Raw genomic sequence first — 23,953 nt, forward strand, 5'->3', positions numbered from 1 at the left:
AACAAAAAAATGAACGTCGGAGGCAATTAATGGCCCATCCAAAAATATTAGAGGTCATTGAACACGACGTCTGTACTGCTTGCGGGGCATGTGTATCTACATGCCCTGCCGGTGCTATCACCATGAACAAGCATGCAGAAGTCCGTGACCCTGATAATTTAGAACTATACGTCAAAGGAGCAGCACCCGATGTATGTGAAGGATGTCTCACATGCGGAAGACTTTGCCCCGTAATTGACGGATATGTGGAAGACGAATTTGAAAACGTTAAAGAGTTCTTCGGAGCAAAGAGTAAGATAGAAGGTCAGGATGGTGGTGTAACATCCATTCTGGCAAAGACCCTGCTTGAGACCGGCACTGTAGACTGTATTGTCGGTATCGCCAAGGATGATAAATGGGGTACCGAGCTTATTCTCATGACCGAACCGGAAGACGTTGACAGGACAACAGGTACCAAATATACCTATGACTCAGTCCTTTCAGCTCTGAAAGAACCATTTGAGAAATACGATAAGATCGGTGTTATCGGCGTACCATGCCAGGCACACGGAGCACGCCTTATTGTAGAGAATGCAAGCGACAAGATAGTCGTGATTCTTGGTCTGCTGTGTATGGAAAGTTTCTACCATGACGTTATGACCGAGAAGATCGTTCCTGAGATCATGGGACTGAATCTTGATGATGTCGTTAAGATGGACTTCGGCAAGGGTAAATTCTGGAACTACACCAAAGACGGTGAAGCACACAGTGTAAAGATCCCTGAAGTCGCTCACCATGCAAGGAATCCGTGCCACCACTGTTGCGACTACACTTCAGTATCAGCAGATATATCACTGGGATCAGTAGGTGCTCCTGATGGCTGGAACTCTGTTTTTATACGCACCGATGTGGGCAAGGAGATATTCGAGCTTGTCAAGGATAAAGTAGAGATTATGGAAGATCCGAAGCCCGGAATAGACCTTGTCAAGAAACTTGCAAAAATGAAACACGATAACAACTCAGAACACTACATGGAAGTGTGTGAGAAGTTCACATTCGATGAATGTGGCATTCACTGATGGTTATCACGTATGAATATGAGAAGAGCGTTCTATATCGGACGCTTTCAACCATTCCATCTCGGGCACTACTCTATCATAAACAGTATTGCCCGGGACGTGGATGAGCTGGTAATCGGTATTGGTAGTGCGCAGAAAAGTCACGAACCAAGGAATCCTTTTACAGCGGGCGAACGTGTGATGATGATCAGACATGCCCTTGAGGATGCGGATACCACCCATTATGCAATACCCATCGAGGACCTTCAGAGAAATGCAGTATGGGTCTCACACATTATTTCTATGACACCACCTTTTGATATAGTTTATTCAAACAACCCTCTTGTTATCCAGCTGTTCCGGGAAGTGGGTATAGAGGTACGACAGCCTCCAATGTACCATAGGAATAACGGATATTCAGGAAGGGAGATACGCAGAAGGATGATCGCCAATGAGGACTGGAAGAGTCTGGTACCTCCTGCTGTTGCGGATGTAATTGAAGAGATAGACGGTGTCGGAAGAATGAAACAGATATCCAAGACTGATATCGACTGAATCCGGAATTCTTTCGAGACTTATTATTTGATTTTATTCACCATCCGGTGCTTTTTTTATGAAGCTATTAAAAGCATTTGTGCAACACTTTCCTGTGGGATTTTTGACATTGCACTGACACTTTGCTTCAGGGTCGTAGTGTTTCCTGATTGCATTCATTTCTGTGATTTTCTGCTCCCTTACTGCCCTGATAACATCCTCTTCTGTGATCCTGCTGCAGTAACAGGCGTATCTGGGACTTGCATCCTCCTTGTACCATAGAGGTACCTTAAGATCCTCTTTTTCAAAAATGATGCTCAAATCCTCACTGTAGTAAGCAACATCACACTTTTCATTCATACAGATCCGGTAGTCACACTGACCAGCCTTTCCTGCCAGCTCCTTTTTAACAAGGTGCCGCACTGTGACATTTCTAACGTGATTCCCTTCCTTCTGACAGACAGGACACAGGATGACCTCATCTGACCTATTCTGCTCACTTCCACCAGAATCACCACATACCATAGGAATGATCATTGGTGCACTTTTCCCGGATTCCGGGCAGCAACAATTATCTGACACGATCATCCATCCTTTGAACTTTATTTTTTTCTCAATTCAAGTTTAATGCTTTCCAGCGGATATCCTGAGTACTGCCTCTTGCTGATATCCCTATCCTCATCGATGATACTTATCTCAAAACCTGCCTCTTTTATCAGATCGAGATAATCCTCTTTCATCAATGCACCACCCACACATGAGCATATCAATTCTTCGTCATTTCTTTCTTCAGATGTCAGCTCTTTCAGAAGCACAATATCGGAGATATACATCCTGCCACCGCCCCTGAGCACACGGTATGCCTCTCTGAAAACCCGGGATTTGTCCGGTACGAGGTTTATCACACAGTTACTTATGATCACATCAACAGAATCTGTTTCAACGGGCAGATCTTCAATGTCCCCCATTCTGAATTCCACATTATCAAAACCATATCTTTCAGCATTTTTCCGGGCCCTTGCGATCATGTCCTCCGTCATATCCACACCGATGACCTTTCCGGTATTGCCCACCTTCCTCGCAGCCAGGAAGCTATCGAACCCCGCGCCCGAACCAAGATCAAGAACAATATCACCTTCTTTGATCTCACCAAATGCCGTGGGATTCCCGCATCCAAGTCCAAGGTTTGCTTCAGAGAATGATTCTGTGTCCTGTTGCGAATAGCCAATGGAAGCTGCCACCTGCTCACTTGTAAGATCATCGCAGCATCCGCAGCCCTGTACAAGCCCCAGTGCTATCCTGCCGTAATTCTTCTTCACGACATCCTTTTTTGTATCCGCATCCATTTCACTTCCCGAGCAGCATGAATCCACCTTTTCAACACCGCATTTCTCAAGAGTCTGTTTCATCTTATCATCCCTGATACTGTAAATTACATATCTTCCGTCTTTCTCATACCGGAGGATCCCCGCCTCGACAAGTACCTTCAGATGTCTGGAGATAGTTGTCTGATCCTTCCCGGAGATCTTTGAAAAATCACAAGCACAGTGGTCTTGCTTCAAAAGACATCCTACGATGGTAAGCCTTGTAGGATCCCCCAGAGCTTTGAAGAATCGGGCTTTATCTTCACCCATAATAAATGTATATTTGTACATATGTACATATAATTATTGCTACGTTATTAATCATAGATGAGAACAGGATATGAAAAATCGGCTTCGTAAAAACGTTACAAGGAAAGAACAGCGCGACCATCCGCCGGAGGCGGCGTATTCCTTCGCTGCAGTACTAAAGATCATTGAATTAATTTTGGCAGTCTATGCGGAATATACAGAAATCCTGTGGAAAAAGAAATCAAGAAGGCAGTTTGCGGATTTTGTTCTTTGATCTTGTGGGAAAACGCCGGCTTCGCCGGAACCCTCCGGGACAATTTCAGTAATCCAAAATGCCGACTTTAAAATTGCAATAACAGGATTCTACATATCCAAATATTCAGGTTTTGTCACTATACTCAACCGAATATATTTCCTTCAAGTACGGTCACTGCCTGTCCCGAAAGAATGACACGGTCCCCTTCAACCTTCACTTTCAGGGACCCTCCTCTGGCAGATGCCTGGTATGCATAAAAACTGTCCTTCCCGAGCTTTTCCATCCAGTAAGGTCCAAGGCAGCAGTGAGCTGAACCTGTGACCGGGTCCTCCGGTATACCTATTGCCGGAGCAAAGAGCCGGGATACGAAATCATATTCTTCCGATTCGCAAAGTGAAGTAACTATCACACCTCTGGTTGTGACCTTTGCAAGCATGGGTAGATCCGGTTCCATTGATCTTAGTTCTTCTTCGGATTCAACTTCGACTATGTAATCGAAGTCATTCAAACCAAGATATTTTACGTCAACACCCAGCGATTCTATAAGTCCTTCAGGTGCATCCAGGCTATCTTCCGGAAGTACCGGAAAATCAAGCTCGACCCATTCACCCTTGAGTCGTGCTGTGAGCAGACCGCTTTTTGTAAAGAACCTGGCAGTCTCATCCTTTTCGAGATAGCCCTTTTCCCATAATATGTGAGCACTTGCCAGTGTGCCGTGTCCGCAGAGATCGACTTCCGCATCAGGTGCGAACCAGCGTAAATGATACCCTCCGTTTTCAGGATACAGGAAGGAAGTCTCTGAGACAGCCATCTCCCGGGCTACATTCTGCATCCATTTTTCATCTGCGGCAGATTCAAGGATGCATACCCCTGCGGGATTTCCTGAAAAAGCTCTGTCCGTAAAAGAATCAACCTGATATATCCGGGCCATATTATCACCAAATCCAAAAGCCGATAAGATTTACTGTTTTTTATCAAGAAAAACAGGCAGAGTTATGCCCGCCTCCATCTGACACCATCCTTTCCGTCTTCAATTACAATGCTTTTTTCCTTAAGTTCATCGCGGATGGAATCGGCCCTTGCCCAATCCTTTTCCTGCCGTGCTTCCTCACGCTGTTTTATCATGTACTCGATATCCTCATCAGAAAGTCCGCCGGCTGTTTCATCAGGTCCTTCAAGCTCCTTGCAGAACACTCCCAGTACTTCATCCACATCTTTGAAAAAAGCAAATACTTCATTGAGAGATTCCCGACCGGGATTGTTTTCGGATATTATGGCATTGACCTTACGTGAGAATACAAAAAGATCCGCAAGGGCTTCCCTTGTATTGAAGTCCTCATCCATCGATCTGATAAATGAATCTCTGGCCCTGTTCACTTCTTCCGGAAGACCGAAATCATCATCTTCATCAGATGCATCTTCCAGTGCATACTTCACATTGATGATGGCATTTTTTATCCTCTCATGTGCCCTGCCTGCTTCTTCAAGGTGTTTCTCACTGAAATCGATAGTATTGCGATAGTGAGTGTGTAGTATAAAGAACCTGACAACCTCCGGAGGGAACTCCTCCAGCACCTGTTTGATGGTGAAGAAGTTGCCCAGGGACTTTGACATCTTTTCGCGGTCAATGGTAAGGAAACCATTATGCATCCAGTATTTACTGAAGGGATGCAAACCCGTATAGCCTTCGGACTGCAAAATCTCCGCTTCATGGTGAGGGAAGATCAGATCGGCACCTCCGCCATGAATATCCAGTTGATCTGAACCATATTTCATAGACATGACCGAACATTCGATATGCCAGCCCGGACGACCTCTGCTCCAGGGACTGTCCCAGCCGGGCTCATTTTCCGGAGAGGACTTCCAGAGCACAAAGTCCAGTCTGTAGTTCTTATCCTCTTCCACTTCCACACGGCTTCCCGAACCTTCCATGAGACCCTCAACGGTCTGGTGGCTCAGTACACCAACACGGTCCAGGGATTTTGTCAGGTCATAGTAGACATTACCTTCCCGGGTAGGATAGGCAAAGCCACGGTCAATGAGCACTTTTATCGTTTCGATGATATCAGGGATATGCTCGGTCACTTTTGGTTGCACGTTGGGCTGTTTTACGTTGAGCCTGTCCATGTCCTCAACAAAAGATTGCGTGAACCTTGATGAAAGTTCAAAAGGATCTTCACCGCTTTCCCCTGCGCGTTCTATGATCTTATCATCCACATCGGTTATATTCGAAATGTAGTTGACATCATACCCCCTGTAAGCAAGATAGCGCCTGATCACATCAAAGGAGATATAACTGCGAGCATGCCCCAGATGGCAATGATCATACACAGTAGGACCACAAACGTACATATTGACCTTGTTTTCGTGCAGAGGAATAAAATCCTCCATCTGCCTTGTTAAAGTGTTATAAACTCTGAGCACCATGAAAATAATATCTCCATTACTAACAGTAAGAACTATAGAAACAATGCCGAGGGGAAGATTCGAACTCCCGAAAAACCGCTCTGCAGGCGGTCACATTAGCCACTCTGTCACCTCGGCAGACTGCAGGAAATCCTGTTCTACTCCAATTCTTACCGGTAGCCTTATCTAGTTTTTGATTGCGGCAAATTGAAATCATGCAGTTAATAAATTCTTTCTTTAATCTGTCACAGTTTTTATAAATATGACTACAATCACCAAATTACGAACTGCACACTACAATACTAAAAATAAAACAGCAAAAGCGAAAATATTTTATTTGTATAATTCTTAATAAATTCACATTCAATATTTTAATAATGAATCAGGTTGGTTTACGGAATGTCAATTATAGATGATAACAGGTGGAGCATAGCTGGAATCATGTTGTTCATTCTTGGAGCAACAATCGCCTTGGCAGGATTCTTTTTGAGCAGAGGCGATCATCTGCTTTTGATAGTATTTGTCTCGCTGGTACCACTCATGGCATCCGTGAGGCTCCTGTCAAGGTATAATCTGGCGTTACTGAAATTACTTGCAGGTGTTTCCCTGACAATTGCACTATTCTCACAGGCATATATTATTGAAAGCCAGTACAGCGCAGCCCTGGGTTTTGTGATGTTCCTGACATCCGCAGCAGAGTACCGCAAAGACAGTGTCAGCACTGAATGATGCAACCTCACATTTTTATTTTAGAACATATCGATCCTTTTTTCCTGCATTTTTAATCATTACCTGACCTTTTCCAGCTCTTCAATTTTCAGGATACAGACAGATATAAAAAAGGATTTATCGAAATAACTTCATTATTAATAATGAAGTATTCATATGAGAGTCACATCAATTGAACAGGTGCTTCCCTGCATAGCAGACCCATGGAAACTCAGGTTGATTGCACAACTGGATGAAAGGCCCGACCTGCACTTACTTGCAAAGCATCTTCCGGGCCGCTATTCTGAAAATCTTGGTATCGTTATCGCAAAAAGCGGATATCGAGAGATCACTTTTTACAGTAATGGCAAAGTCACGGTTCGGATGGTGGACAGCCCGGAAGAGGGACAGAAGTTCATAAACAGTATGCTCGCAATGGCTTATAACAAAGCATTGATTGAAGAACTATAACAAGCTGTTCATATTTTGCCCATACTATACCTTATATGCAAACGCGATACTCTAGTAAAAAAATGAGACATTAAAGAATAAATTACGCAAGACTTATGTAATTTTAAAAAATATTACACATCTACCTGCAATCATAAAATAAATAATGCGAAAGTTATTCAATACAGTATGAAATAATATACATTCGTATTAAAAAATATGAGGAACTCCAAAAATCCAATCCTGCCGAGGCCTGTCAAAAATGAAAGAAGCTGTCATCGAAATCAACACAGAAGATATTCCTGCACAAAAGAGGGCTGAATGAACAGCGAAGCACTGATAGGCATAGTCAACAATGCAGCACTCTTGCTTGCCCTGGGACTGCTATACGATTCTTTTTCCTATAAAGTCAGCAATAAAACTATTTTTGACAAGGTCATTACAGGATCGATTATAGGTATTATCGGTGTTGCGCTTATATTTAATTCATGGGAACTTGCTCCTGGCATTGTTTTTGATACCAGGTCTATCCTTCTGAGTATAACAGGCCTTTTCTTTGGTTTTATCCCGGTACTGATTGCGGCATTGATCAGTGCCATATACCGGTTGTCCATGGGAGGTTCGGGAGTTCTTACCGGAATATCGGTGATTGCATCTTCCACTATCATCGGTTTACTGTGGAGAATGCATCGCCAGAATCTAAGAAAGACACTTGGAAATTTCGAACTCTACGTTTTCGGTATCGCAGTACATGTTTCCATGCTTCTGTTGATGTTCACGCTCCCTTTTGAGACAGCTATCGAAGTTCTAAAGGTCATCACAATACCGGTGATACTGGTGTACCCTATAGGAACTGTCCTGCTGGGAACACTTCTGAACCAGCGGACGGCCCGCAACAAAGCACAGCAGGCACTCAAAGAGAGCGAGGCCAGAATCAAGCATATCTACAACAATGTCCCGGTTGGAATCTTCCGTACAGATTCGTCTGGTAAAGTTCTCAGCATAAATCCCGAGATGGCGCACATCGTAGGTTGTGATTCTCCTGAAGAAGCAATAGAACATTACACGGATCTGGGTAAACAACTCTACGTTAACTCCGAGAAGAGAGAAGAATTCGTTAAGATGTTAAAAAAGGAAGGTTCCGTACAGAATTTCGAATATGAGGCGCAACGAAAGGATGGCAAGCGCCTGTGGCTCCTCATGAATGCAAAAATCAGCGCAGAGGCTGAAAATGGTTTTGTGATCGATGGATTTACAATGGATATCACTGAGCGTAAGATGGCAGATTTCAGGATACGTGAAAGCGAGGAAAAGTTCCGTGCCATCTTTGAACAGGCTGCCACAGGCATCTGTCAGGCAGATCTTGATGGAAAAATAATCCAGTTTAACGACCGCTTCTGTAAAATAACCGGTTATCCCGCTGAAGAGCTTATGAACGTCAATTTCCGGGATATCACACACCCGGACGACCTTCCCAAAGAGCTTGAGCTGGTAGAAGAAGTCGTTGCTGGTAAACGCAAGAACTACTCCATTGAAAAGAGATACCTCCACAAAAGCGGTAGTTCTGTATGGGTAAGCGTCAATGTATCAATAGTCAGTTCTTCAGAAGGCAGGCCTCTTTATTTCCTCGCGGTTGCCGAGGATATCGCTGAACGCAAAGAAGCCGAAGAGCAGATGCTGCGCGCCAGGCTGGCTGCTGAAGAGGCGAACCGGTATAAGAATGAATTACTGGCAAATGCAAACCATGAACTGAGAACACCACTTAGCTCCATAATAGGCTTTTCGGACATCATCCTCTCGGATATGTCAGACAACCTGAACCAGAGCCAGAAAAAATATCTGTCTCATGTTAACCAGAGCGGGAAGTTACTCCTCAAGCTAATAAGCAAAATGCTTGACATCTCCAGAATAGAATCAGGCGGCATGGACCTTCATTTTGAAAAGTTCAAGCCCGGGCCGATGGTCGAGGAAGTGATACGGGGAATAGAATCAATGGCCTCTATCAAGAACATCACCCTGAATGTCGATATGGATACGGATATCCAGGAAATGACAGCAGACAAGGGTAAGGTTCAGGCAATCCTCTACAACCTGCTGGAAAACTCCCTGAAATTCACTCCCTCAAAAGGGGAGGTAACATTAAAAATCAGGGAGAAAGGAGAATTTTTGCAGGTATCGATTACAGATAATGGTATAGGCATACAGGACAAGGATATAGACCGGATATTCGATCCCTTCGTACAGGTTGACGGTTCATCTACCCGCAAGCAGGGAGGCACGGGACTCGGACTCATGCTTGTAAAAGAATACGTTTCAATGCATAACGGTGAAGTAAGTGTGAAAAGCGAATATGGCAGGGGCAGTACATTCACTTTTACAATTCCGATAGCACCCAATATCGAATATGATTCAGAAACAGTCAGGATGCCTGAGGAAGTCAACTAATCAATCTAGAAACCTGTCACTCCAGTCAACAGAGCCGGGACTGTATCGCTGTTGAATCTCCTGATCCCTTTCCCGGAGGATACTTTCCAGTATTTCCTCCACACTTGCAAGGGTATCTTCTACTGATCCTTTGGTGGTATCAATCTCAAAGACTTCCCCGCACCATTCCACCGATTCGACAAGTATGACATCCAGTGCTTCAGCATCCAGATTCTCTTCCACTTTTTCCACAGAATAGCCACGTTTTGAAAGTCTTTCCTGCAGTATGTCGGGCCTTGTCCTCAGAACAATGACAGTATCGGCTATGTAATGAGAAAGGTGGCTGTCGATCAGGGTTAAGGGATATATTCTGTTCACCAGTTCCTTTACCCTTTTTTCCACAAGGTCCATGTCAGCAACCACGCAGTCCCTCTCACGGTCCATTTCGGAGTAAAGTCTCTCTTTACGGATCAGCTCATTTAGATGAATAACCTGATACTTTCGCTTCTTTTCAAGTAACTCTGTTACAGCAGTCTTTCCTGTTCCAGGCGTTCCAGTGATTCCCACAAGCATGGGTTTTAGAATGTGTGAAAAGACTTAATCCTTGTGCATCATTGCGATCTTCAGGAAGTTCTCTATGATATACATGCCCTCTTTGGTAAGTATTGATTCGGGATGGAACTGGACCCCGTATACAGGGTATTCACTGTGTTCAATCGCCATGATAATATCATCTTCTGTTTTCGCGGTTACCCTGAGACAGTCTGCGAGATCTTCTATGGCAAGAGAATGATACCGTCCTCCCTTGAAATTATCCGGCACCTCCAGGAAAATAGGCGACTTCTCATGACTTATGTCAGATGTCTTCCCGTGAACAGGTCCGCCCTTTGCATGTCCTATACTGCCGCCAAAAGCCGTGTTTATTGCCTGATGCCCGAGGCATACACCAAGCACCGGCACTTTCGGTCCGAATTCCCTGATAATGTCAAGACATGTACCGATATCCTCGGTCTTGTGAGGGGTACCGGGTCCCGGAGATACTATTATCGCATCAGGATCGAGTTCTCTTACCTCTTCAAGGGAGATAGTATTCGGAACCACCACTGTGTCAGGTTCGAATATGGAGACATAGTCCACAAGATTCCATACGAAGGAGTCCTTATTATTGATGAACAATACTTTCATTATTTGCCCCCTCCTATAGCCTTGATCATTGCAGCCATTTTCCTCTCGGTCTCCTCGAATTCATATGTGGGGTCGGAATCAGCAACGATCCCGGCACCTGCCTGCACGTATGCAGTGTTCTGTTTGATCAGCACGGTCCTGATAACTATGGCAAAGTCGGCATCTCCGTTCCAGGAATAGTAGCCTACACCTCCACCATATATTCCCCTGGACTCCGTTTCAAGGTCATCTATGATCTCCATTGCGCGTATCTTGGGAGCACCTGAAAGCGTACCTGCAGGGAAGATCGCCCTTGTGGCATCGAACTGGTCGCACTCCTCCCGCATGTCCCCGCTTACTGTACTTTCGATATGCTGGACGTGGGAATATTTGATCACGCTCATCAGGTCATCGACCTTGACAGTTCCTCCTTCTGCAACCATCCTCACGTCATTGCGCCCGAGATCCACAAGCATCACATGCTCAGCTCGCTCTTTCTCATCGCTGAGCATCTTTGCCGCAAGTTCTTTGTCCTCTTCATCATCCTTTCCACGGGGACAGGTGCCAGCAATGGGGTTTGTTATGACCCTGTCGTTGTACATGGTCATCAGTGTTTCAGGACTTGCTCCGACGATACCCACATCCTTGAAATTGAAAATATACATATAAGGACTCGGATTGATATTCCTGAGCCTGATATAGAGCTGCAGGGGAGTCTGGCTCATATTCACAGTATATCTCCTGGATATGACGACCTGGAAGATGTCCCCGTCAATGATATGCTGCTTTGCAGCCAGGACAGCCTTTTCATAGGTCTCCTGATCAGTGTTTGGAACAGGCTCCTCAGATTTGACGTTCCCAAGTATGTCCTCACTGATCCCGATAACAGATGACATGTGCAGTGAGCGCTCCATCAACTGGGCATCGGCATGAGCATGTTCATAAACGGCTTCAAGGTCACTCTCATCACTTATGAATGGTGTGACGACCATATATGTCTCATTGGTGATATGATCGAAGACAAAAGTCCTTGTCATGATTGCAAAATGCATGTCAGGGGTGTCTGCATCTTCCTTTTTCTCTATACCTAACCAGGAATCATATACGAAGTCATAGCTGTTGTATCCAATAGCCCCTCCAAGGAAAGTCTGCCTGTCAAAACGTTTCTGGTTCAGCAGGACGGTTTCGTTGCTTGTGGGAAAAATATCACGGAAAGCATCAAGGGCATCTTTTCCCTCTTCAACTTTCACCCTGATCTTTCCGCCGATCAGTGATTCGGTCTCACCCATAGCTTTGACCTTGCCATAGATATATTTCGTGAGCTCTGAGTTCTGCTGGCACTCTATTGTCAGGAACCTGTCCTTGATGGACACCACAATTTCCGGATCGGAGCCCACAAAAGAATACCTTGCATGCTTCTTTTCCTTCTCCACTGATTCAAGCAGGTACGAATGACCCGCATTCTGCAGGGTCGCGTATAACTGGAGGGGACTGCATATGCTATCAACCTTTGCCATGAGCTGCACGATGGCAGGTTTCTGCGAGCCCTCGACCAGTTTTATGAATTCTTCTTTACTAAGATCAAAATCAACCATTAATACACCTCGCCTCTCTTACAAACCTGCACACTTTAGCAGGATCTTTCTTTCCTTCTGTTTCCACACCTGATGCCGTATCGACTGCAAACGGCCTTACCTGTTCCACCGCATCACGGACATTCTCCGGCTTCAGTCCACCGGCAAGTATCACAGGCACATCCACCGCATCAACGATCTCTTTGCTTACGGACCAGTCGTGTACTGTTCCTGTTCCGCCAGCCCTGCCGGCTTTACCTGAATCAAGCAGTATTGCATCCACCAGATCATTTCCTGCCAGTGAATCAATCTTAGAGAGAAGATTATCAACAACAAATTCTTCCCCCACAGGTATTGTCATTACCTTTACGAGCTTTCGGTTGGTCTCGTTCCTGATAAGCTCGATATCATCCGTTCCTATGTCATTGTGAAGCTGCACAATATCCGGCCCTACAGCATCTATCAGTCCGAGGGCTTCATCTCCGTCTTTCGGCATTATTACAAGTACCGAGCTTACAAAGGCAGGTACCTTCTTCACAAGTTCGGATGCTGTCTGCGCATCTATCTTCCTCGGAGTGTTCACCGGCACGTCTGTTATAAAGCCAACTGCATCGGCACCACAGTTAACAGCGATCTCGACGTCACTGGCAGTTCGCATACCGCAGATCTTCACCCGGGGAATTTTACTCATTCAAGGCCTCGCAGACTTTCGGGTCATCACTGAACTCAAGCAGCTTTTCCATTGCCTTGCCACTGTCTATTATTTCCTCAACCAGCGGGATGGCTTCTTTTATGGACCCCGCCTTGCCTGCAACATAGAGGGCTGCGGCAGAATTTATTACGATCAGATCCCTCTTTGGGCCTTTCACGCCTTTTAATATGGATACGATGTCCCGGGCATTCTCCAGAGGCGTGCCGCCTGTGATATCAGCTACTGTTGCCCTTTCAATTCCAAGCTCTTCAGGAGTGATCGTGTAGGAGGAAACCTTACCGTCCTTGAGTTCAGATACGTATGTTTCAGAGACGTTTGATATCTCATCCATGCCATCACCATGTACGGCCATTGCCCTTTCAACTCCGAGCTTCTGCATTACACGGGCAAAAGGTTCGCAGAGTTTTCTGTCAAAGACACCAACAAGCTGTATCTTTGAGTTTGCAGGATTTGTCAATGGCCCGAGTATATTGAAAATAGTTCTTATCCCCATTTCCTGTCTTATGGGTCCCACCCTTTTCATGGCCGGGTGGAAGATCGGAGCGAACATGAAGCCAATTCCTGCCTTTTCAATGGATTCCTTTACTTGATCAGGCTGCTTGTCCACTTTTATGCCCAGCTCTTTCAGTACGTCCGCACTTCCCGAAAGAGAGGTAATTGAGCGGTTGCCATGTTTTGCAACGGCCACACCGGCTGCTGCGGTTACAATGGCAGATGCCGTTGAGACGTTAATTGTGTTATGCAGGTCTCCGCCTGTGCCGACCACATCAACAAGTGCACCATCCACAACAGGCGATATGGTATTGGCAGCCTTTTTCATCCCTATTGCAAAACCCGCTATCTCCTCGGGAGTCTCTCCCTTCATTTTCAAGGCAATAAGAAGGCCTGCGATCTGCGCATCGGTGGCCTCTGTGAATATCTTTGTGATGGCATCCTCAGATTCTTCCAGGCTGAGGTTCTGCCCTTCACTTACTTTTTTAATATAATCTTTCATTTTAGCACCTTTGACTGCATCAATGTATAATTATGTACAATATTGATTCAAATTGTGCTTATTTTATATATGCTTTATGGATTTCAAACGATCCATCAAAATGGCAAAAAACAAAAAGTGAAAAATAACAAACAGAGAACTTAACGGAGAAAAGCAGTGTTTACAGGAAAAATCAGACTATTTACATAACGACCTCCCTTTCTCAGTCAGCCTGTAGGATTTCATGTTTCTGCCACGGGTAAACTGAGCTGGAGTCCTGCAGGCCTTCGGGCAGCTTTTACACCCCCCTCCGCATCCGTTCGCATCCTCAACAGTACATTCGATATCTCCTTTTCTTTCCATGATGTTCAGGAGATCCCTGAACTCATCCTGCCTCAGATTTAGCCTGTCTGCAATCGTCGTGACAGACAGAGTCTCCTTTGAATCCATCATCGTTGCCAGTCTTTTCAGAAAGAACCTGTAACCTACCACCATCAGTACCCCTCCCTGAAAACAAGTACCTCATGTAGTGAGAAACTATCCTTCCAGTAGAGCATTCCTGCAATTGAAAGCAGTCCCAGGTAAATTCCCGGCCTGAATGTTTCCATAATGCTCCATCCTTCATAGTCATCGGGAACTATAAAGGAATCCAGCAGGCTTCCGGCCATTATCAGAAGGTATACTGCCATAAACACAAGAGACAACAGTATACCCACATAGACAAAAGATACACCGGCATTTATACCCTGACGCATCTCCTTTAATCCATAAAGGAATACAGTACCTATTACCACAAGGCAAATTCCTCCAAGGATATCTCCCGGAACAAATAATATTCCTGCCAATCCCGTATTTACTCCGATACCTTCTGCAATGTTGAATATTCCGAACAGAGAATACAGCACTCCCGCAAGTGCTGCAAATAATACCTCTTTATTACTATAGTTGCATTCCATCTTTATCACACTCCAATTCTTTGATCATACAAGCAATCCCATACGGCTGCCAGCCTGGTATACAATGAATGCAAATATCCATGCCAGCGATGTTCCGTACAATAACTGGAACATTGTCCATTTCCAGGACCCTGTCTCTCTTTTGATAACTCCGATACATGCAAAGCAGGGAGCATACAGAAGAGTGAACACCATTAAACCCAGACCTGCAAGGGGAGTCATTGCTCCGGCTGCAAGAATCTGTGATAGATTGTCCTCGTTCTCACCTGCCCCATAGAGTACACCCATGGAGCCAACTACTATTTCTTTTGCAACCACACCAAATAGCAGTGCCACCGCTATCTTCCAGTCAAAACCAAGTGGGGCGACCAGAGGTTCCATGAACTGTCCGATAACACCGATAACAGACTGCGTGGTACCATATACCGCATCCGAAGCAAACACCGCATTACTTCCGGGGGCCGGCATTGATGCAAGCAGCCATACACCTACGACACCTATGAGGATGATCGTCCCTGCTTTTTTGAGATATATCCTACCCCTCTCCCACATGTGTATAGCACTGCCTTTGAGTGTGGGAACCCTGTAGGAAGGAAGTTCCATGATAAAAGGTGTATCCTCACCTCTGAGGACTGTGCCCCGCATGAGCTTTGCACTTACGACCGCGATCAGGATACCAAGAGCATACAGACTGAAAATCACCACTCCTGCATCCCTTCCGAAAAACGCCCCTGCCAGAAGGACATAAACCGGAAGCCTGGCTCCGCAAGACATGAACGGTGTGATCAGTATGGTGATGAGCCTGTCACGTGTATCTTCAATTGTACGGGTTGCCATGATCGCCGGCACATTGCATCCAAAACCCATAACCAGAGGGATGAATGATTTGCCGTGAAGCCCTATCCTGCTCATCAGTTTATCCATGATGAAAGCTGCTCTTGCCATGTATCCGCTGTCTTCCATGAGGGATATCATGAAGAAAAGCAGCAGTATATTGGGAAGGAATATAAGCACAGATCCTACACCTGCTATCATTCCTTCTCCTACAAGAGAAGCAAGCCAGGGTACGGATATGACGTTTGTAACAGCTTCTGCAAGCCGCCCAAAGAATATGTCGATCATATTCATGAAAGGTGTGGCAAAGGTGAACGTGACCTCAAACGCTGCCCACATCAGAGACAGGAATACGGGTATTCCGAGATATTTGTTGGTAACCACACGGTCAACCATGTCCGAACCACTAAGACTACAGGTGTTGATATTACAAACCTGACGCAGCATGGTCTGTATTGTTTTATAGCGCTGATCAGCGATCTTCGCTTCCAGCAACTCAGCATCAACTTTGTTCAATATCTTTTCAATGCCATGATAGCTGTCACTCTCCTTTGCTTTTCTGATTATATTCTCGTCACCCTCAAGTAATTTCAAACTGAACCAGCGTGAAGGATAGTGAATGAAAAACGGATCGGATTCGAGAACGGATTCAAGATCTTGCGATATTTTCTCGATGGCATCATCATAGGTAAATACATTATCGGTTTCTTGAGGCCTGTGAAACTCTTTCGTGATCTCGTCAAGAAGCCCTTCGATACCATTACCCTTACTTCCGATAGTCGATACAACCGGAACTTCAAGGAATTCCTGCATTTTATCTGCGTCAATCCTGTCACCCTTTGCAAGTGAGAGATCAGTCATATTGAGTGCGATTATAAGGTTTACACCAAGTTCCATCAACTGGGTTGTCAGATAGAGGTTCCTTTCAAGGTTTGTTGCATCCACCACCTGAACCACAATGTCCGGCTTTTCCTCTATTATGAAGTCACGTGCAATTATCTCGTCAAGAGAATAGGCCGTCAGACTATAGGTACCGGGCAGATCCACAATTTCCATCTCCAGGTCATTGTGAACCCTCTTACCCATCTTTCTCTCCACTGTGACACCCGGCCAGTTACCCACATGCTGCTTGGAACCTGTTATTGCATTGAATATCGAGGTCTTTCCGACATTGGGGTTGCCTGCCAGTGCCACAGTAATTTTTTCAGTCATTGCGTCACCATTCCTATAATACTCCTTTTTGCAATCACTCTACAATCTCAACAAGGACCGTTTCAGCCTCCCTTTTTCTCAAAGAAAGGTTATACCCTTTCAATTTGAATTCCACAGGATCACCAAGTGGTGCCCTGCGGACCACATCCACTCTTGTTCCGGGAGTTAAGCCCATATCCAGAATCCGCTTCCTTGAGGATTTCTGGCCTGCTACTTTCAGAACCTTTACTGACGTATCAGGTTCAATAAAATCCAGTGTTTTTTCGTTCATTTCAAAACCTTTGTTTGTTTAATGTTTGTAGGTACTCCTAAAATGTGTAATTAAGTATATATTATTTTTGATTTACACACTATGATAGTATAGTTTACAAAGAGTAAGCGTGCAGAAAATGCTGTTTATTGGCTTTTTAGTGAAAAGGATCCACTAAAAGACCAGAATCAAAACCAAAAAATGAAAGAAAAACATAATCTGCAATTTTATTGCAGACCAAAAAAGATGATTACTGCGCTTCTATTATTTCGTATATCTTATTCATATCAAGGCAGCTTTCAACAACCTCTGCAAGCTCATCATAGGCTTCTTCCTCGGTTGTAACCGCTTCTGGATGATACTCCACACCCTTTTTCTCGGCCAGGTAGATCATGAGTGCATGCCTTATATTCTCGTTCTCGAAGAGGCCGTGCAGGTACGTACCTACCACGGTACCACTCTCATCGATGCTGCCGTCATCTCCGAAAACAGTCCTCGGGGTTTTTGTATCTCCCATATGGATCTCGTAACCCCAGATCTCATCACCTTTGATATTCTTGAATATAGGGCCGTCGGCGATGATCTCCTTCTGGACCTGGATAGTCCTTTTCTTATATTCACCGAAGGTTGTTTCAATATCCAGCAATCCGAGACCTTCATAATCAGCCTCTTCCCCGTTCTCGATTCCGGAGTCATGGATAACCTTACCAAGCATCTGGTAGCCTCCACAGATTCCGAAAATTGCTGCCCTGCCTTTAAGCTTCCGGATCTGAGCATCCATGCCACTCTCTTTCAGGTCAAGCAGGTCACTTACAGTGTTCTTGGTACCCGGTATTATTACACAGTCGGGATTTCCGAGATGATCATCAAGGTCCACATACCTGACATGTGCTATCCTCTCAAGTGGCTCGAAATCTGTGAAATTGGAAATCCTTGGCAGCCTGATGACTGCAATATCAACGTCATTGAGCTGCTCGTCCCCGGCACCGATCTTCTTCTTTTTCCTGATTGCCATGGAGTCCTCGGAAGGGATCTTAAGATTATAATAGGGCAGCACTCCAAGTACAGGCACACCTGTCAGATCTTCCAGTTGTTTGAGTCCCGGCTCGAGTATTGCGGGATCACCCCTGAATTTATTTATCACAAATCCCTTCAGGTTCCTGCTGATATCCTCGGGCAACAGGGCCTTTGTACCATATAGGCTTGCAAAGACACCACCGGACTCAATATCGCCTACAAGGATTATGGGCGCTTCCGTGATACGCGCGGTTCCCACATTCACAATGTCACGATCATAGAGATTGATCTCCGCAGCGCCACCTGCACCTTCCATGACTATAAGATCATACTCGGATTCCAGCCTTTCCAGGGCTCCACGGAGTACCTCATGCATTTCCTCGATAGAATCATAGTAATTGCCTGCAGACTTATCGGCATACGGCTCCCCCATAACGATCACCTGGGAGGTCCTGTCACCCTTGGGTTTAAGCAGGACGGGATTCATCTCGGCTGTCGGCTCCACACCAGCCGCCTTTGCCTGTATGGCCTGGGCTATTCCGATCTCCTTGCCATCCTTTGTGATCCATGAGTTCAGGCTCATGTTCTGGGCTTTAAATGGTGCAACCTTGTACTTCCTGGAGAGAATCCTGCAAAGTCCGGTAACCATTATACTTTTCCCGACGTCCGAGGCGGTACCAAGGACCAATAATTTCTTTGCTTTTTTATTATCTGCCATTTTGAAACAACCCTTAAGTCTGAACTGTATAAATCATACAATAATGCAACAGTTTTATGAGGGACAAGTTATATCTACTTAACTCCAGTAAATCAAATTTATCTTAGTTAAGGTGGAACATGACAGAACTTTTGCGAGTAAGTGGCGGACCTACAAAACCAGAGATAATTGCAGTTTCCCTATCTAAACTTGATTTGAAGGATGGCAGCAATTTCTTTGACATAGGTTGTGGCACAGGAGCGGTGTCGATCGAAGCCAACAAAATGGTGCGTGACCTGAAGATACATGCCATTGATGCCAGGGAAGAGGCCATAGAGGTTGCAAGGAAGAACTTCGAATCTTTCAATGTTGAAAACGTAAGCATCTATTCGGGAGAATCCTCTGAGATACTTGAGAAGCAGCCGGTGGGCAGTATTGACTGTGCCTTTATCGGCGGTACCAAGAACATTTCCCGGGTACTTGAGGTCCTTGCTGAGAAAAAGGCAGGCAGCGTGGTGGTCAACGCGGTCAGGATCGAGACAGTCGTAAATGTAATAAACAAGATGAAAGAACTTGGCTTATTCGATGAGGTACTGCATTTAATTGTTTCACGTGGTGCACCACTTACAGGTGAGACCATGTTCAAGCCTGAGAATCCGGTATACATGGTTGTCGGCAGATCAGGTGCTAAAAAAAATAATGGTGATTGAAAATGCTTGTTGGAGTAGGACTTGGACCCGGAGACCCGGAACTTTTGACACTTAAGGCCGTTGAGACCCTGAAAAAAGCAGACAAGGTATACGTACCCGGCAGACTTGCGGCCGATCTTGTAAAACCCTATGCAGATGCGGAGATCCTCGAGTTTCCCATGCTGACAGATTATGAGGTGCTCAATGAGGTCTGGAAGAAGAACGCTGACATGCTTGCGGACGAATCAAGGAAAGAGCTTATTGCTTTCGGCCTGATCGGCGATCCCAACTTTTTCTCAACATTCACTCACTTAAAGCGTGTTATGAAAAAATTCTACCCGGATGTAGAGACAACAACGATCCCGGGAATCAGTTCCATAACATCTTTTGCAGCACAGACCGGATCGGAAGTTGATTCTTCTTTTGAGGTCAGTGATGGTTCCGACAGCAAGTATAAGATCAGGCTTAAGGCAAGCAGGCCTGTGGAGATCATAGATTCCTTTGAGAAGGAAGGTTTTAACAAGTTTACTTTCTGTGAACGTCTTTTCAGCGACAAGGAAGTTATAATCACAGAAAGAGAGAAGATCCCTGAGAAAGGGAACTATTTCAGTATAGTGTTTGCGGAAAAGGAATAATCCAAGGTGAATCCAATGACAGAAAGAAAAGTCTACTTTGTGGGGGCTGGCCCCGGAAATGCTAAATTCATAACAGTAATGGGCAAAGAGCTTCTCGAAGGAGCTGACCTCGTGATATATGCAGGTTCCCTTGTGAATCCCGAAGTACTCGATTACTGCAAGGGTGAAAAGATCGACAGTTACGGGCTTACCCTTGACGAGACCAACAAGCTCATAGTTGACAATCTCGAAGAAGGCAAAAAGGTCGTCAGACTGCATAGCGGTGACCCTTCACTCTATGGTTCGATTGTTGAGCAGATCGAGGAGCTCAAGAAGTTCGACGTGGTGGTTGAGATCGTACCTGGAGTATCATCAGTTTTCGCAACCGCAGCAGCACTTCAGACACAGCTTACCTTAAATGATGTTTCAGAAACACTCATCATCACACGCCCTGCAGGCAAGACACTAGAGAAGGACCAGATAAAGGAACTTTCAAGACACAACGCAACAATGGCAGTCTTCCTGGGAACCCAGAAGATAGAACAGATAATGGAGAAGGTGGAATACGCACCTGACACCCCTGTTGCGGTGGTCTTCCATGCATCATGGCCTGACCAGAAGATCATAAAGGGAACGGTTTCCGATATTGCCGGCAAGGTCAAGGAAGCAGGAATCAAGCGCTCTGCAATGATCCTGATAGGCGGAGTCGTCGAGCCTGTGGAATACGGCAATTTCGGGAGGTCTTACCTATACGGAGTAGCACAAGAACCGCTGTCATAACCTTTGAAAGAAATCTTGGGGTTGCTGAGCGCCTGGCAGGACATCTCAATGCCGATGTCCTGATGTATGACAAAAGTGCCTTCAAAAAGGCCTTTGATGATTATGATGCCATTGTAGCTGTATTTGCTACAGGCATTGTAGTGCGTGAGATAGCACCGCTCATAGAGGACAAGTGGGAGGACCCTGCTGTCATAGTGGTGGATTCGAATATGAACTTCGCAATTCCACTGCTGGGAGGACACCACGGAGGCAATGAGGTCGTCAGGAAGATCGCGGAGATAGGTCCGATTCCCGTTGTCACGACTGCCACCGAAGTCCATAACAGGAATTCCGTGGAAGGTATAGCCAAGGCACTCGGATGTGACATTGTCAACAAGCCATCTACCGTGCAGGTGAACTGTGCTCTGCTCGATGAGGACGTTGAGGTTCTTGAAATAAAAGGTCCTAAAATAGTCATTGTCGGGGATGATGTATCGGTCCTGAAAAGAGATAAGGAAAAGGCCAAAAAATCATGATCATAGGTATCGGAGCCCGCCGGGGTATCGACAGTCAGGAAGCCATCGATGCCATAAACAATGCACTTGCGGAGGCAAGCAGAAGTATTGATGAAGTGGAAGGGCTGGCATCTGCAAAATTAAAAGAGAACGAAACAGGTCTGCATGAAGCAGCAAAGTCACTCGGGCTCACAATCACATTCATAGATCACGAAGAATTGAATAACTATGATACGCCGTCGGCTTCGCAGGCAAAACGCTTCGGGCTTACAGGTGTGGCAGAACCTGCTGCGCTGGCGTTGTCGGAAAAAAAGGAATTGATACTAAGGAAGAAAGTATATGGAAGGATCACAATCGCAATCGCAGAGTAAAGGAAAACTTTACATTATCGGCATAGGCCCGGGTTCCGTGGAACAGCTAACAGTTAAGTCAAGGGATGTAATCCTGAACTCGGACTACATTGTAGGAAACGGTACCTATCTGGACCAGATGGCATCACTCCTGAATGAACAGGAGATCGTTCGCAGCGCCATGGGCAAGGAAGTTGACCGCTCACGCAAGGCAGTGGAACTCGCACAGGAACACGTTGTATCCATGATTAGCGGAGGGGATGCAAACGTTTACGGCATGGCAGGTCTTGTTCTTGAAGTTGCAGAACATGAAGGCCTGGATGTCGAGATAGAAGTACTTCCCGGTGTAACGGCCATTACGGCAGCCGCCAGTGTACTTGGTGCACCGATCGTCAATGACATGTGCACCGTAAGTCTCAGTGACCTTCTGACACCATGGGAAGTCATCGAGAAAAGGCTGGACGCCGCAGCATCAGCAGATTTTATCATGTCACTCTATAATCCCAAGAGTCGCCAGCGCAAGTCCAATTTCGCAAGGGCAATCGAGATTATCAGAAAGCACAAGGATGATTCCGTCCCTGTTGGTCTGGTAAAGAACGCTCTGAGGGACGAGAACCAGGACTATATTGTTACCACCCTTGGTGAAGTTATGGAATATAATGACTGGGTGGACATGAGCACAACGATCCTTATCACAAGCAATGACTCCCGCATATGGGATTCACCTTACGGCAAGAGGATAATCACTCCCAGGGGGTATCACCGCAAATATGACTACTGAATCCGAAAAGAAGAACACAGGTATCGAAGAACTTGTGGAAATGACAACCGAGATCGATCCGGATCTTGTTGCCATATGTAATGACCTTGGATCACAGACCGACGAGGCGAAGGCCATCTACATGTCCAGCCGCAATATCGCCCGCAAGCTTGTAGGTGATGAGACATTAGAGGATAAAGTTAAACAGCGCTGTGTAACCTCAACAGGTGACCCTGCGGTCGCAGACCTCATGCGTTTTGTCAACAATCCTATCAAAGCAGGTGTTGAAGCCATCAAAAAAGGTGCTCCTATTCTTGTCGATATAAACATGGTCAAATCAGGAGTTACCAAAAGAGGACACAACTGCGAGGTAATCTGTGTCCTGGATAAAGATGAAGATGCGGAACTTGCCAGAAAACACGGCATCACCAGGACAGCAGCAGGTTTTTTGAAATGCAAGGACATCCTTGAGGGTTCGATCGTTGCCATCGGCAATGCACCCTCTGCCGCATTCGCAGTATGCAGGATGATCGAACATGGCATCAAGCCGGCAATTGTTGTAGGAACTCCCGTGGGATTTGTCAATGCCGCGGAATCAAAGGAAGCTGTCAGGAAAGAACCGGTACCTTCCATCACCTGTGAGGGAACACGTGGCGGAACACCAATGGCAGTAGCCTGTGTCAATGAGCTTGTTGCAATAGCAAACGACGATGAATGTGTGATTGACTGAGCACATTCACCCTATTTCTAACTATTTTTGATTCATTCTATTATTGATCCATCCTCACAGGTAGAAAACAAGATGATTGCTATAGATCATCCACAGACCTGCCAGCACAAGCACAAGACCTGCCAGTTTTTTCAGTTTGACATCAAACCTTGATATATCATTCAGCCTTGCAGATGAAAGGTTGGCAAAATATGCGATCAAAAGCATTGGTATGGCAAAACCTATGGAGTAAATTAGAAGATGTGTTGCCCCGTAAACAATATTTCCTTCAATTGCCACTCCCATAAGTATCGCACCAAGAATTGGGCCCACACAGGGAATCCATACTATACCCAGTGAAGCGCCGACCAGCAGGCCGCCAAACATTCCTTTTTTTTCCACATGCAGTTTTCCCGTATATTGTGCGAATACCCCGAATAGATCATAATCCGCTAGCATTGCCAGTCCGAATATGATAATCAGGATTTCGGCCAGTATTCTGAAGAACTGTATATAGGTCTGAAAAATCGCACCAAATGCAGATGCAGCTATTCCCATAATTACGAAGGTAAAGCTGAGTCCCACGACAACGGCAAACGGTCGAAGTCTGCTCTGATCCGTGGAATATGCGAGGATTACCGGCAGTAAGGGGAGCACACAGGGGGAAAGTATGCTTACCACACCTGCAACAAAAGATGCAATGGGATCCAGTATCAGTGTATCGGACATATCAGTTCAAC

Annotated in this window: 28 protein-coding genes and 1 tRNA gene; 13 read left to right on the forward strand and 16 right to left on the reverse strand. The window is 45.5% G+C overall.

Annotation, left to right across the window (positions count from 1 at the left end):
* The first annotated feature begins 29 nt into the window (after window positions 1-29).
* Together fpoF and HWN40_RS11985 are read left to right on the forward strand one after the other, a co-directional pair.
* Window positions 30-1,058: a F420H2 dehydrogenase subunit FpoF gene (gene fpoF, locus HWN40_RS11980; RefSeq protein ID WP_176965952.1), complete on the forward strand. Its 1,029-nt coding sequence runs from the start codon at window positions 30-32 to the stop codon at window positions 1,056-1,058.
* A 12-nt stretch (window positions 1,059-1,070) separates the two neighbouring features.
* Entirely contained in the window at window positions 1,071-1,592 is a 522-nt protein-coding gene (locus tag HWN40_RS11985; protein WP_176965953.1) for a nicotinamide-nucleotide adenylyltransferase, read from the forward strand.
* A 33-nt stretch (window positions 1,593-1,625) separates the two neighbouring features.
* Here HWN40_RS11985 and HWN40_RS11990 read toward each other — a convergent pair whose 3' ends face one another.
* Both HWN40_RS11990 and arsM read right to left on the reverse strand, forming a co-directional pair.
* Window positions 1,626-2,153, reverse strand: a complete 528-nt coding sequence (locus tag HWN40_RS11990) for a (2Fe-2S)-binding protein (protein WP_246275914.1) — start codon at window positions 2,151-2,153, stop codon at window positions 1,626-1,628.
* A gap of 20 nt (window positions 2,154-2,173) precedes the next feature.
* Window positions 2,174-3,205 (reverse strand): arsenite methyltransferase, encoded by a 1,032-nt coding sequence (gene arsM / locus HWN40_RS11995; RefSeq protein WP_281361343.1) that lies wholly within the window; start codon window positions 3,203-3,205, stop codon window positions 2,174-2,176.
* Window positions 3,206-3,275: 70 nt separating this feature from the next.
* Between arsM and HWN40_RS12000 the strand changes: the two genes are divergently transcribed.
* On the forward strand, window positions 3,276-3,458 hold the full coding sequence (locus HWN40_RS12000; RefSeq protein ID WP_176965955.1) for a hypothetical protein: 183 nt from the start codon (window positions 3,276-3,278) through the stop codon (window positions 3,456-3,458).
* A 124-nt stretch (window positions 3,459-3,582) separates the two neighbouring features.
* On the opposite strand, the gene HWN40_RS12005 is transcribed toward HWN40_RS12000, so the two are convergent.
* The 3 genes from HWN40_RS12005 to HWN40_RS12015 all read right to left on the reverse strand — a co-directional run bounded on the left by HWN40_RS12005 (window position 3,583) and on the right by HWN40_RS12015 (window position 5,984).
* Complete coding sequence (locus HWN40_RS12005; RefSeq protein ID WP_176965956.1) at window positions 3,583-4,371, reverse strand: PhzF family phenazine biosynthesis protein; 789 nt, start codon at window positions 4,369-4,371, stop codon at window positions 3,583-3,585.
* A gap of 62 nt (window positions 4,372-4,433) precedes the next feature.
* Window positions 4,434-5,867: a cysteine--tRNA ligase gene (gene cysS / locus HWN40_RS12010; protein WP_176965957.1), complete on the reverse strand. Its 1,434-nt coding sequence runs from the start codon at window positions 5,865-5,867 to the stop codon at window positions 4,434-4,436.
* Window positions 5,868-5,911: 44 nt separating this feature from the next.
* A tRNA-Cys gene (locus tag HWN40_RS12015) sits at window positions 5,912-5,984 on the reverse strand.
* Between the two features lie 261 nt (window positions 5,985-6,245).
* On the opposite strand from HWN40_RS12015, the gene HWN40_RS12020 reads away from it, so the two are divergent.
* The 3 genes from HWN40_RS12020 (at window position 6,246) to HWN40_RS12030 (ending at window position 9,449) form a co-directional block, all read left to right on the forward strand.
* Window positions 6,246-6,575 carry a hypothetical protein gene (locus HWN40_RS12020; RefSeq protein ID WP_176965958.1) on the forward strand — a complete coding sequence of 110 codons (330 nt, stop codon included), beginning with the start codon at window positions 6,246-6,248 and terminating at the stop codon, window positions 6,573-6,575.
* A gap of 156 nt (window positions 6,576-6,731) precedes the next feature.
* Window positions 6,732-7,025, forward strand: a complete 294-nt coding sequence (locus HWN40_RS12025; protein ID WP_176965959.1) for a hypothetical protein — start codon at window positions 6,732-6,734, stop codon at window positions 7,023-7,025.
* Window positions 7,026-7,325: 300 nt separating this feature from the next.
* Window positions 7,326-9,449, forward strand: coding sequence for a PAS domain S-box protein (locus tag HWN40_RS12030; RefSeq protein ID WP_176965960.1), 2,124 nt, complete (start codon window positions 7,326-7,328; stop codon window positions 9,447-9,449).
* On the opposite strand, the gene HWN40_RS12035 is transcribed toward HWN40_RS12030, so the two are convergent.
* From HWN40_RS12035 to HWN40_RS12080, 10 genes are all read right to left on the reverse strand, one after another.
* On the reverse strand, window positions 9,450-10,001 hold the full coding sequence (locus HWN40_RS12035; RefSeq protein WP_176965961.1) for an adenylate kinase family protein: 552 nt from the start codon (window positions 9,999-10,001) through the stop codon (window positions 9,450-9,452).
* A 24-nt stretch (window positions 10,002-10,025) separates the two neighbouring features.
* Window positions 10,026-10,613 (reverse strand): anthranilate synthase component II, encoded by a 588-nt coding sequence (locus HWN40_RS12040; protein ID WP_176965962.1) that lies wholly within the window; start codon window positions 10,611-10,613, stop codon window positions 10,026-10,028.
* Window positions 10,613-12,187 (reverse strand): anthranilate synthase component I, encoded by a 1,575-nt coding sequence (gene trpE / locus HWN40_RS12045; protein WP_176965963.1) that lies wholly within the window; start codon window positions 12,185-12,187, stop codon window positions 10,613-10,615. The genes HWN40_RS12040 and trpE overlap by 1 nt, the downstream gene beginning before the upstream one ends.
* Window positions 12,180-12,857 carry a phosphoribosylanthranilate isomerase gene (locus tag HWN40_RS12050; RefSeq protein WP_176965964.1) on the reverse strand — a complete coding sequence of 226 codons (678 nt, stop codon included), beginning with the start codon at window positions 12,855-12,857 and terminating at the stop codon, window positions 12,180-12,182. Before HWN40_RS12050 ends, trpE begins: the two co-directional genes overlap by 8 nt.
* Entirely contained in the window at window positions 12,850-13,872 is a 1,023-nt protein-coding gene (gene trpD / locus HWN40_RS12055) for an anthranilate phosphoribosyltransferase (RefSeq protein ID WP_176965965.1), read from the reverse strand. The genes HWN40_RS12050 and trpD overlap by 8 nt, the downstream gene beginning before the upstream one ends.
* Window positions 13,873-14,049: 177 nt before the next feature.
* Window positions 14,050-14,346: a FeoC-like transcriptional regulator gene (locus tag HWN40_RS12060; protein WP_176965966.1), complete on the reverse strand. Its 297-nt coding sequence runs from the start codon at window positions 14,344-14,346 to the stop codon at window positions 14,050-14,052.
* On the reverse strand, window positions 14,346-14,807 hold the full coding sequence (locus HWN40_RS12065; RefSeq protein ID WP_176965967.1) for a hypothetical protein: 462 nt from the start codon (window positions 14,805-14,807) through the stop codon (window positions 14,346-14,348). Before HWN40_RS12065 ends, HWN40_RS12060 begins: the two co-directional genes overlap by 1 nt.
* A 24-nt stretch (window positions 14,808-14,831) precedes the next feature.
* A complete protein-coding gene (feoB, locus tag HWN40_RS12070; RefSeq protein ID WP_176965968.1) occupies window positions 14,832-16,853 on the reverse strand; it encodes a ferrous iron transport protein B in 2,022 nt (673 codons plus the stop codon).
* A gap of 34 nt (window positions 16,854-16,887) precedes the next feature.
* Window positions 16,888-17,124: a FeoA family protein gene (locus HWN40_RS12075; protein WP_176965969.1), complete on the reverse strand. Its 237-nt coding sequence runs from the start codon at window positions 17,122-17,124 to the stop codon at window positions 16,888-16,890.
* Window positions 17,125-17,353: 229 nt separating this feature from the next.
* Window positions 17,354-18,838: a cobyric acid synthase gene (locus HWN40_RS12080; protein WP_176965970.1), complete on the reverse strand. Its 1,485-nt coding sequence runs from the start codon at window positions 18,836-18,838 to the stop codon at window positions 17,354-17,356.
* 119 nt (window positions 18,839-18,957) lie between these two features.
* Between HWN40_RS12080 and cbiT the strand changes: the two genes are divergently transcribed.
* The 7 genes from cbiT to HWN40_RS12115 all read left to right on the forward strand — a co-directional run bounded on the left by cbiT (window position 18,958) and on the right by HWN40_RS12115 (window position 23,234).
* Window positions 18,958-19,527, forward strand: coding sequence for a precorrin-6Y C5,15-methyltransferase (decarboxylating) subunit CbiT (gene cbiT, locus HWN40_RS12085; protein ID WP_176965971.1), 570 nt, complete (start codon window positions 18,958-18,960; stop codon window positions 19,525-19,527).
* Window positions 19,528-19,529: 2 nt separating this feature from the next.
* Window positions 19,530-20,141 carry a cobalt-factor II C(20)-methyltransferase gene (locus HWN40_RS12090; RefSeq protein ID WP_176965972.1) on the forward strand — a complete coding sequence of 204 codons (612 nt, stop codon included), beginning with the start codon at window positions 19,530-19,532 and terminating at the stop codon, window positions 20,139-20,141.
* A 15-nt stretch (window positions 20,142-20,156) separates the two neighbouring features.
* Entirely contained in the window at window positions 20,157-20,900 is a 744-nt protein-coding gene (gene cobM, locus HWN40_RS12095) for a precorrin-4 C(11)-methyltransferase (RefSeq protein WP_176965973.1), read from the forward strand.
* A 62-nt stretch (window positions 20,901-20,962) separates the two neighbouring features.
* On the forward strand, window positions 20,963-21,415 hold the full coding sequence (locus HWN40_RS12100) for a cobalamin biosynthesis protein CbiG (RefSeq protein ID WP_176965974.1): 453 nt from the start codon (window positions 20,963-20,965) through the stop codon (window positions 21,413-21,415).
* The gene (locus HWN40_RS12105; protein WP_176965975.1) at window positions 21,412-21,765 is read left to right on the forward strand and encodes a cobalamin biosynthesis protein; all 354 of its coding nucleotides are present in this window, start codon (window positions 21,412-21,414) and stop codon (window positions 21,763-21,765) included. The genes HWN40_RS12100 and HWN40_RS12105 overlap by 4 nt, the downstream gene beginning before the upstream one ends.
* Entirely contained in the window at window positions 21,734-22,525 is a 792-nt protein-coding gene (gene cobJ / locus HWN40_RS12110) for a precorrin-3B C(17)-methyltransferase (RefSeq protein ID WP_176965976.1), read from the forward strand. The genes HWN40_RS12105 and cobJ overlap by 32 nt, the downstream gene beginning before the upstream one ends.
* The gene (locus tag HWN40_RS12115) at window positions 22,515-23,234 is read left to right on the forward strand and encodes a precorrin-8X methylmutase (RefSeq protein ID WP_176965977.1); all 720 of its coding nucleotides are present in this window, start codon (window positions 22,515-22,517) and stop codon (window positions 23,232-23,234) included. Before cobJ ends, HWN40_RS12115 begins: the two co-directional genes overlap by 11 nt.
* A gap of 54 nt (window positions 23,235-23,288) precedes the next feature.
* Here the strand turns inward: HWN40_RS12115 and HWN40_RS12120 are convergent, their stop codons facing one another.
* Window positions 23,289-23,942, reverse strand: coding sequence for a cytochrome c biogenesis CcdA family protein (locus HWN40_RS12120; protein WP_176965978.1), 654 nt, complete (start codon window positions 23,940-23,942; stop codon window positions 23,289-23,291).
* Between the last annotated feature and the right edge of the window lie 11 nt (window positions 23,943-23,953).

The sequence above is a fragment of the Methanolobus zinderi genome (assembly GCF_013388255.1).
GTDB classification, from domain to species: domain Archaea; phylum Halobacteriota; class Methanosarcinia; order Methanosarcinales; family Methanosarcinaceae; genus Methanolobus; species Methanolobus zinderi.

Coding starts and splice junctions, on each gene's coding strand:
- fpoF (WP_176965952.1), top strand. CDS start 30: ATGGCCCATCCAAAAATATTAGAGGTCATTGAACACGACGTCTGTACT.
- HWN40_RS11985 (WP_176965953.1), top strand. CDS start 1,071: ATGAATATGAGAAGAGCGTTCTATATCGGACGCTTTCAACCATTCCAT.
- arsM (WP_281361343.1), bottom strand. CDS start 3,205: ATGGGTGAAGATAAAGCCCGATTCTTCAAAGCTCTGGGGGATCCTACA.
- HWN40_RS12000 (WP_176965955.1), top strand. CDS start 3,276: ATGAAAAATCGGCTTCGTAAAAACGTTACAAGGAAAGAACAGCGCGAC.
- HWN40_RS12005 (WP_176965956.1), bottom strand. CDS start 4,371: ATGGCCCGGATATATCAGGTTGATTCTTTTACGGACAGAGCTTTTTCA.
- cysS (WP_176965957.1), bottom strand. CDS start 5,867: ATGGTGCTCAGAGTTTATAACACTTTAACAAGGCAGATGGAGGATTTT.
- HWN40_RS12020 (WP_176965958.1), top strand. CDS start 6,246: ATGTCAATTATAGATGATAACAGGTGGAGCATAGCTGGAATCATGTTG.
- HWN40_RS12025 (WP_176965959.1), top strand. CDS start 6,732: ATGAGAGTCACATCAATTGAACAGGTGCTTCCCTGCATAGCAGACCCA.
- HWN40_RS12030 (WP_176965960.1), top strand. CDS start 7,326: ATGAACAGCGAAGCACTGATAGGCATAGTCAACAATGCAGCACTCTTG.
- HWN40_RS12035 (WP_176965961.1), bottom strand. CDS start 10,001: ATGCTTGTGGGAATCACTGGAACGCCTGGAACAGGAAAGACTGCTGTA.
- HWN40_RS12040 (WP_176965962.1), bottom strand. CDS start 10,613: ATGAAAGTATTGTTCATCAATAATAAGGACTCCTTCGTATGGAATCTT.
- trpE (WP_176965963.1), bottom strand. CDS start 12,187: ATGGTTGATTTTGATCTTAGTAAAGAAGAATTCATAAAACTGGTCGAG.
- HWN40_RS12050 (WP_176965964.1), bottom strand. CDS start 12,857: ATGAGTAAAATTCCCCGGGTGAAGATCTGCGGTATGCGAACTGCCAGT.
- trpD (WP_176965965.1), bottom strand. CDS start 13,872: ATGAAAGATTATATTAAAAAAGTAAGTGAAGGGCAGAACCTCAGCCTG.
- HWN40_RS12060 (WP_176965966.1), bottom strand. CDS start 14,346: ATGGTGGTAGGTTACAGGTTCTTTCTGAAAAGACTGGCAACGATGATG.
- HWN40_RS12065 (WP_176965967.1), bottom strand. CDS start 14,807: ATGGAATGCAACTATAGTAATAAAGAGGTATTATTTGCAGCACTTGCG.
- feoB (WP_176965968.1), bottom strand. CDS start 16,853: ATGACTGAAAAAATTACTGTGGCACTGGCAGGCAACCCCAATGTCGGA.
- HWN40_RS12075 (WP_176965969.1), bottom strand. CDS start 17,124: ATGAACGAAAAAACACTGGATTTTATTGAACCTGATACGTCAGTAAAG.
- HWN40_RS12080 (WP_176965970.1), bottom strand. CDS start 18,838: ATGGCAGATAATAAAAAAGCAAAGAAATTATTGGTCCTTGGTACCGCC.
- cbiT (WP_176965971.1), top strand. CDS start 18,958: ATGACAGAACTTTTGCGAGTAAGTGGCGGACCTACAAAACCAGAGATA.
- HWN40_RS12090 (WP_176965972.1), top strand. CDS start 19,530: ATGCTTGTTGGAGTAGGACTTGGACCCGGAGACCCGGAACTTTTGACA.
- cobM (WP_176965973.1), top strand. CDS start 20,157: ATGACAGAAAGAAAAGTCTACTTTGTGGGGGCTGGCCCCGGAAATGCT.
- HWN40_RS12100 (WP_176965974.1), top strand. CDS start 20,963: ATGTATGACAAAAGTGCCTTCAAAAAGGCCTTTGATGATTATGATGCC.
- HWN40_RS12105 (WP_176965975.1), top strand. CDS start 21,412: ATGATCATAGGTATCGGAGCCCGCCGGGGTATCGACAGTCAGGAAGCC.
- cobJ (WP_176965976.1), top strand. CDS start 21,734: ATGGAAGGATCACAATCGCAATCGCAGAGTAAAGGAAAACTTTACATT.
- HWN40_RS12115 (WP_176965977.1), top strand. CDS start 22,515: ATGACTACTGAATCCGAAAAGAAGAACACAGGTATCGAAGAACTTGTG.
- HWN40_RS12120 (WP_176965978.1), bottom strand. CDS start 23,942: ATGTCCGATACACTGATACTGGATCCCATTGCATCTTTTGTTGCAGGT.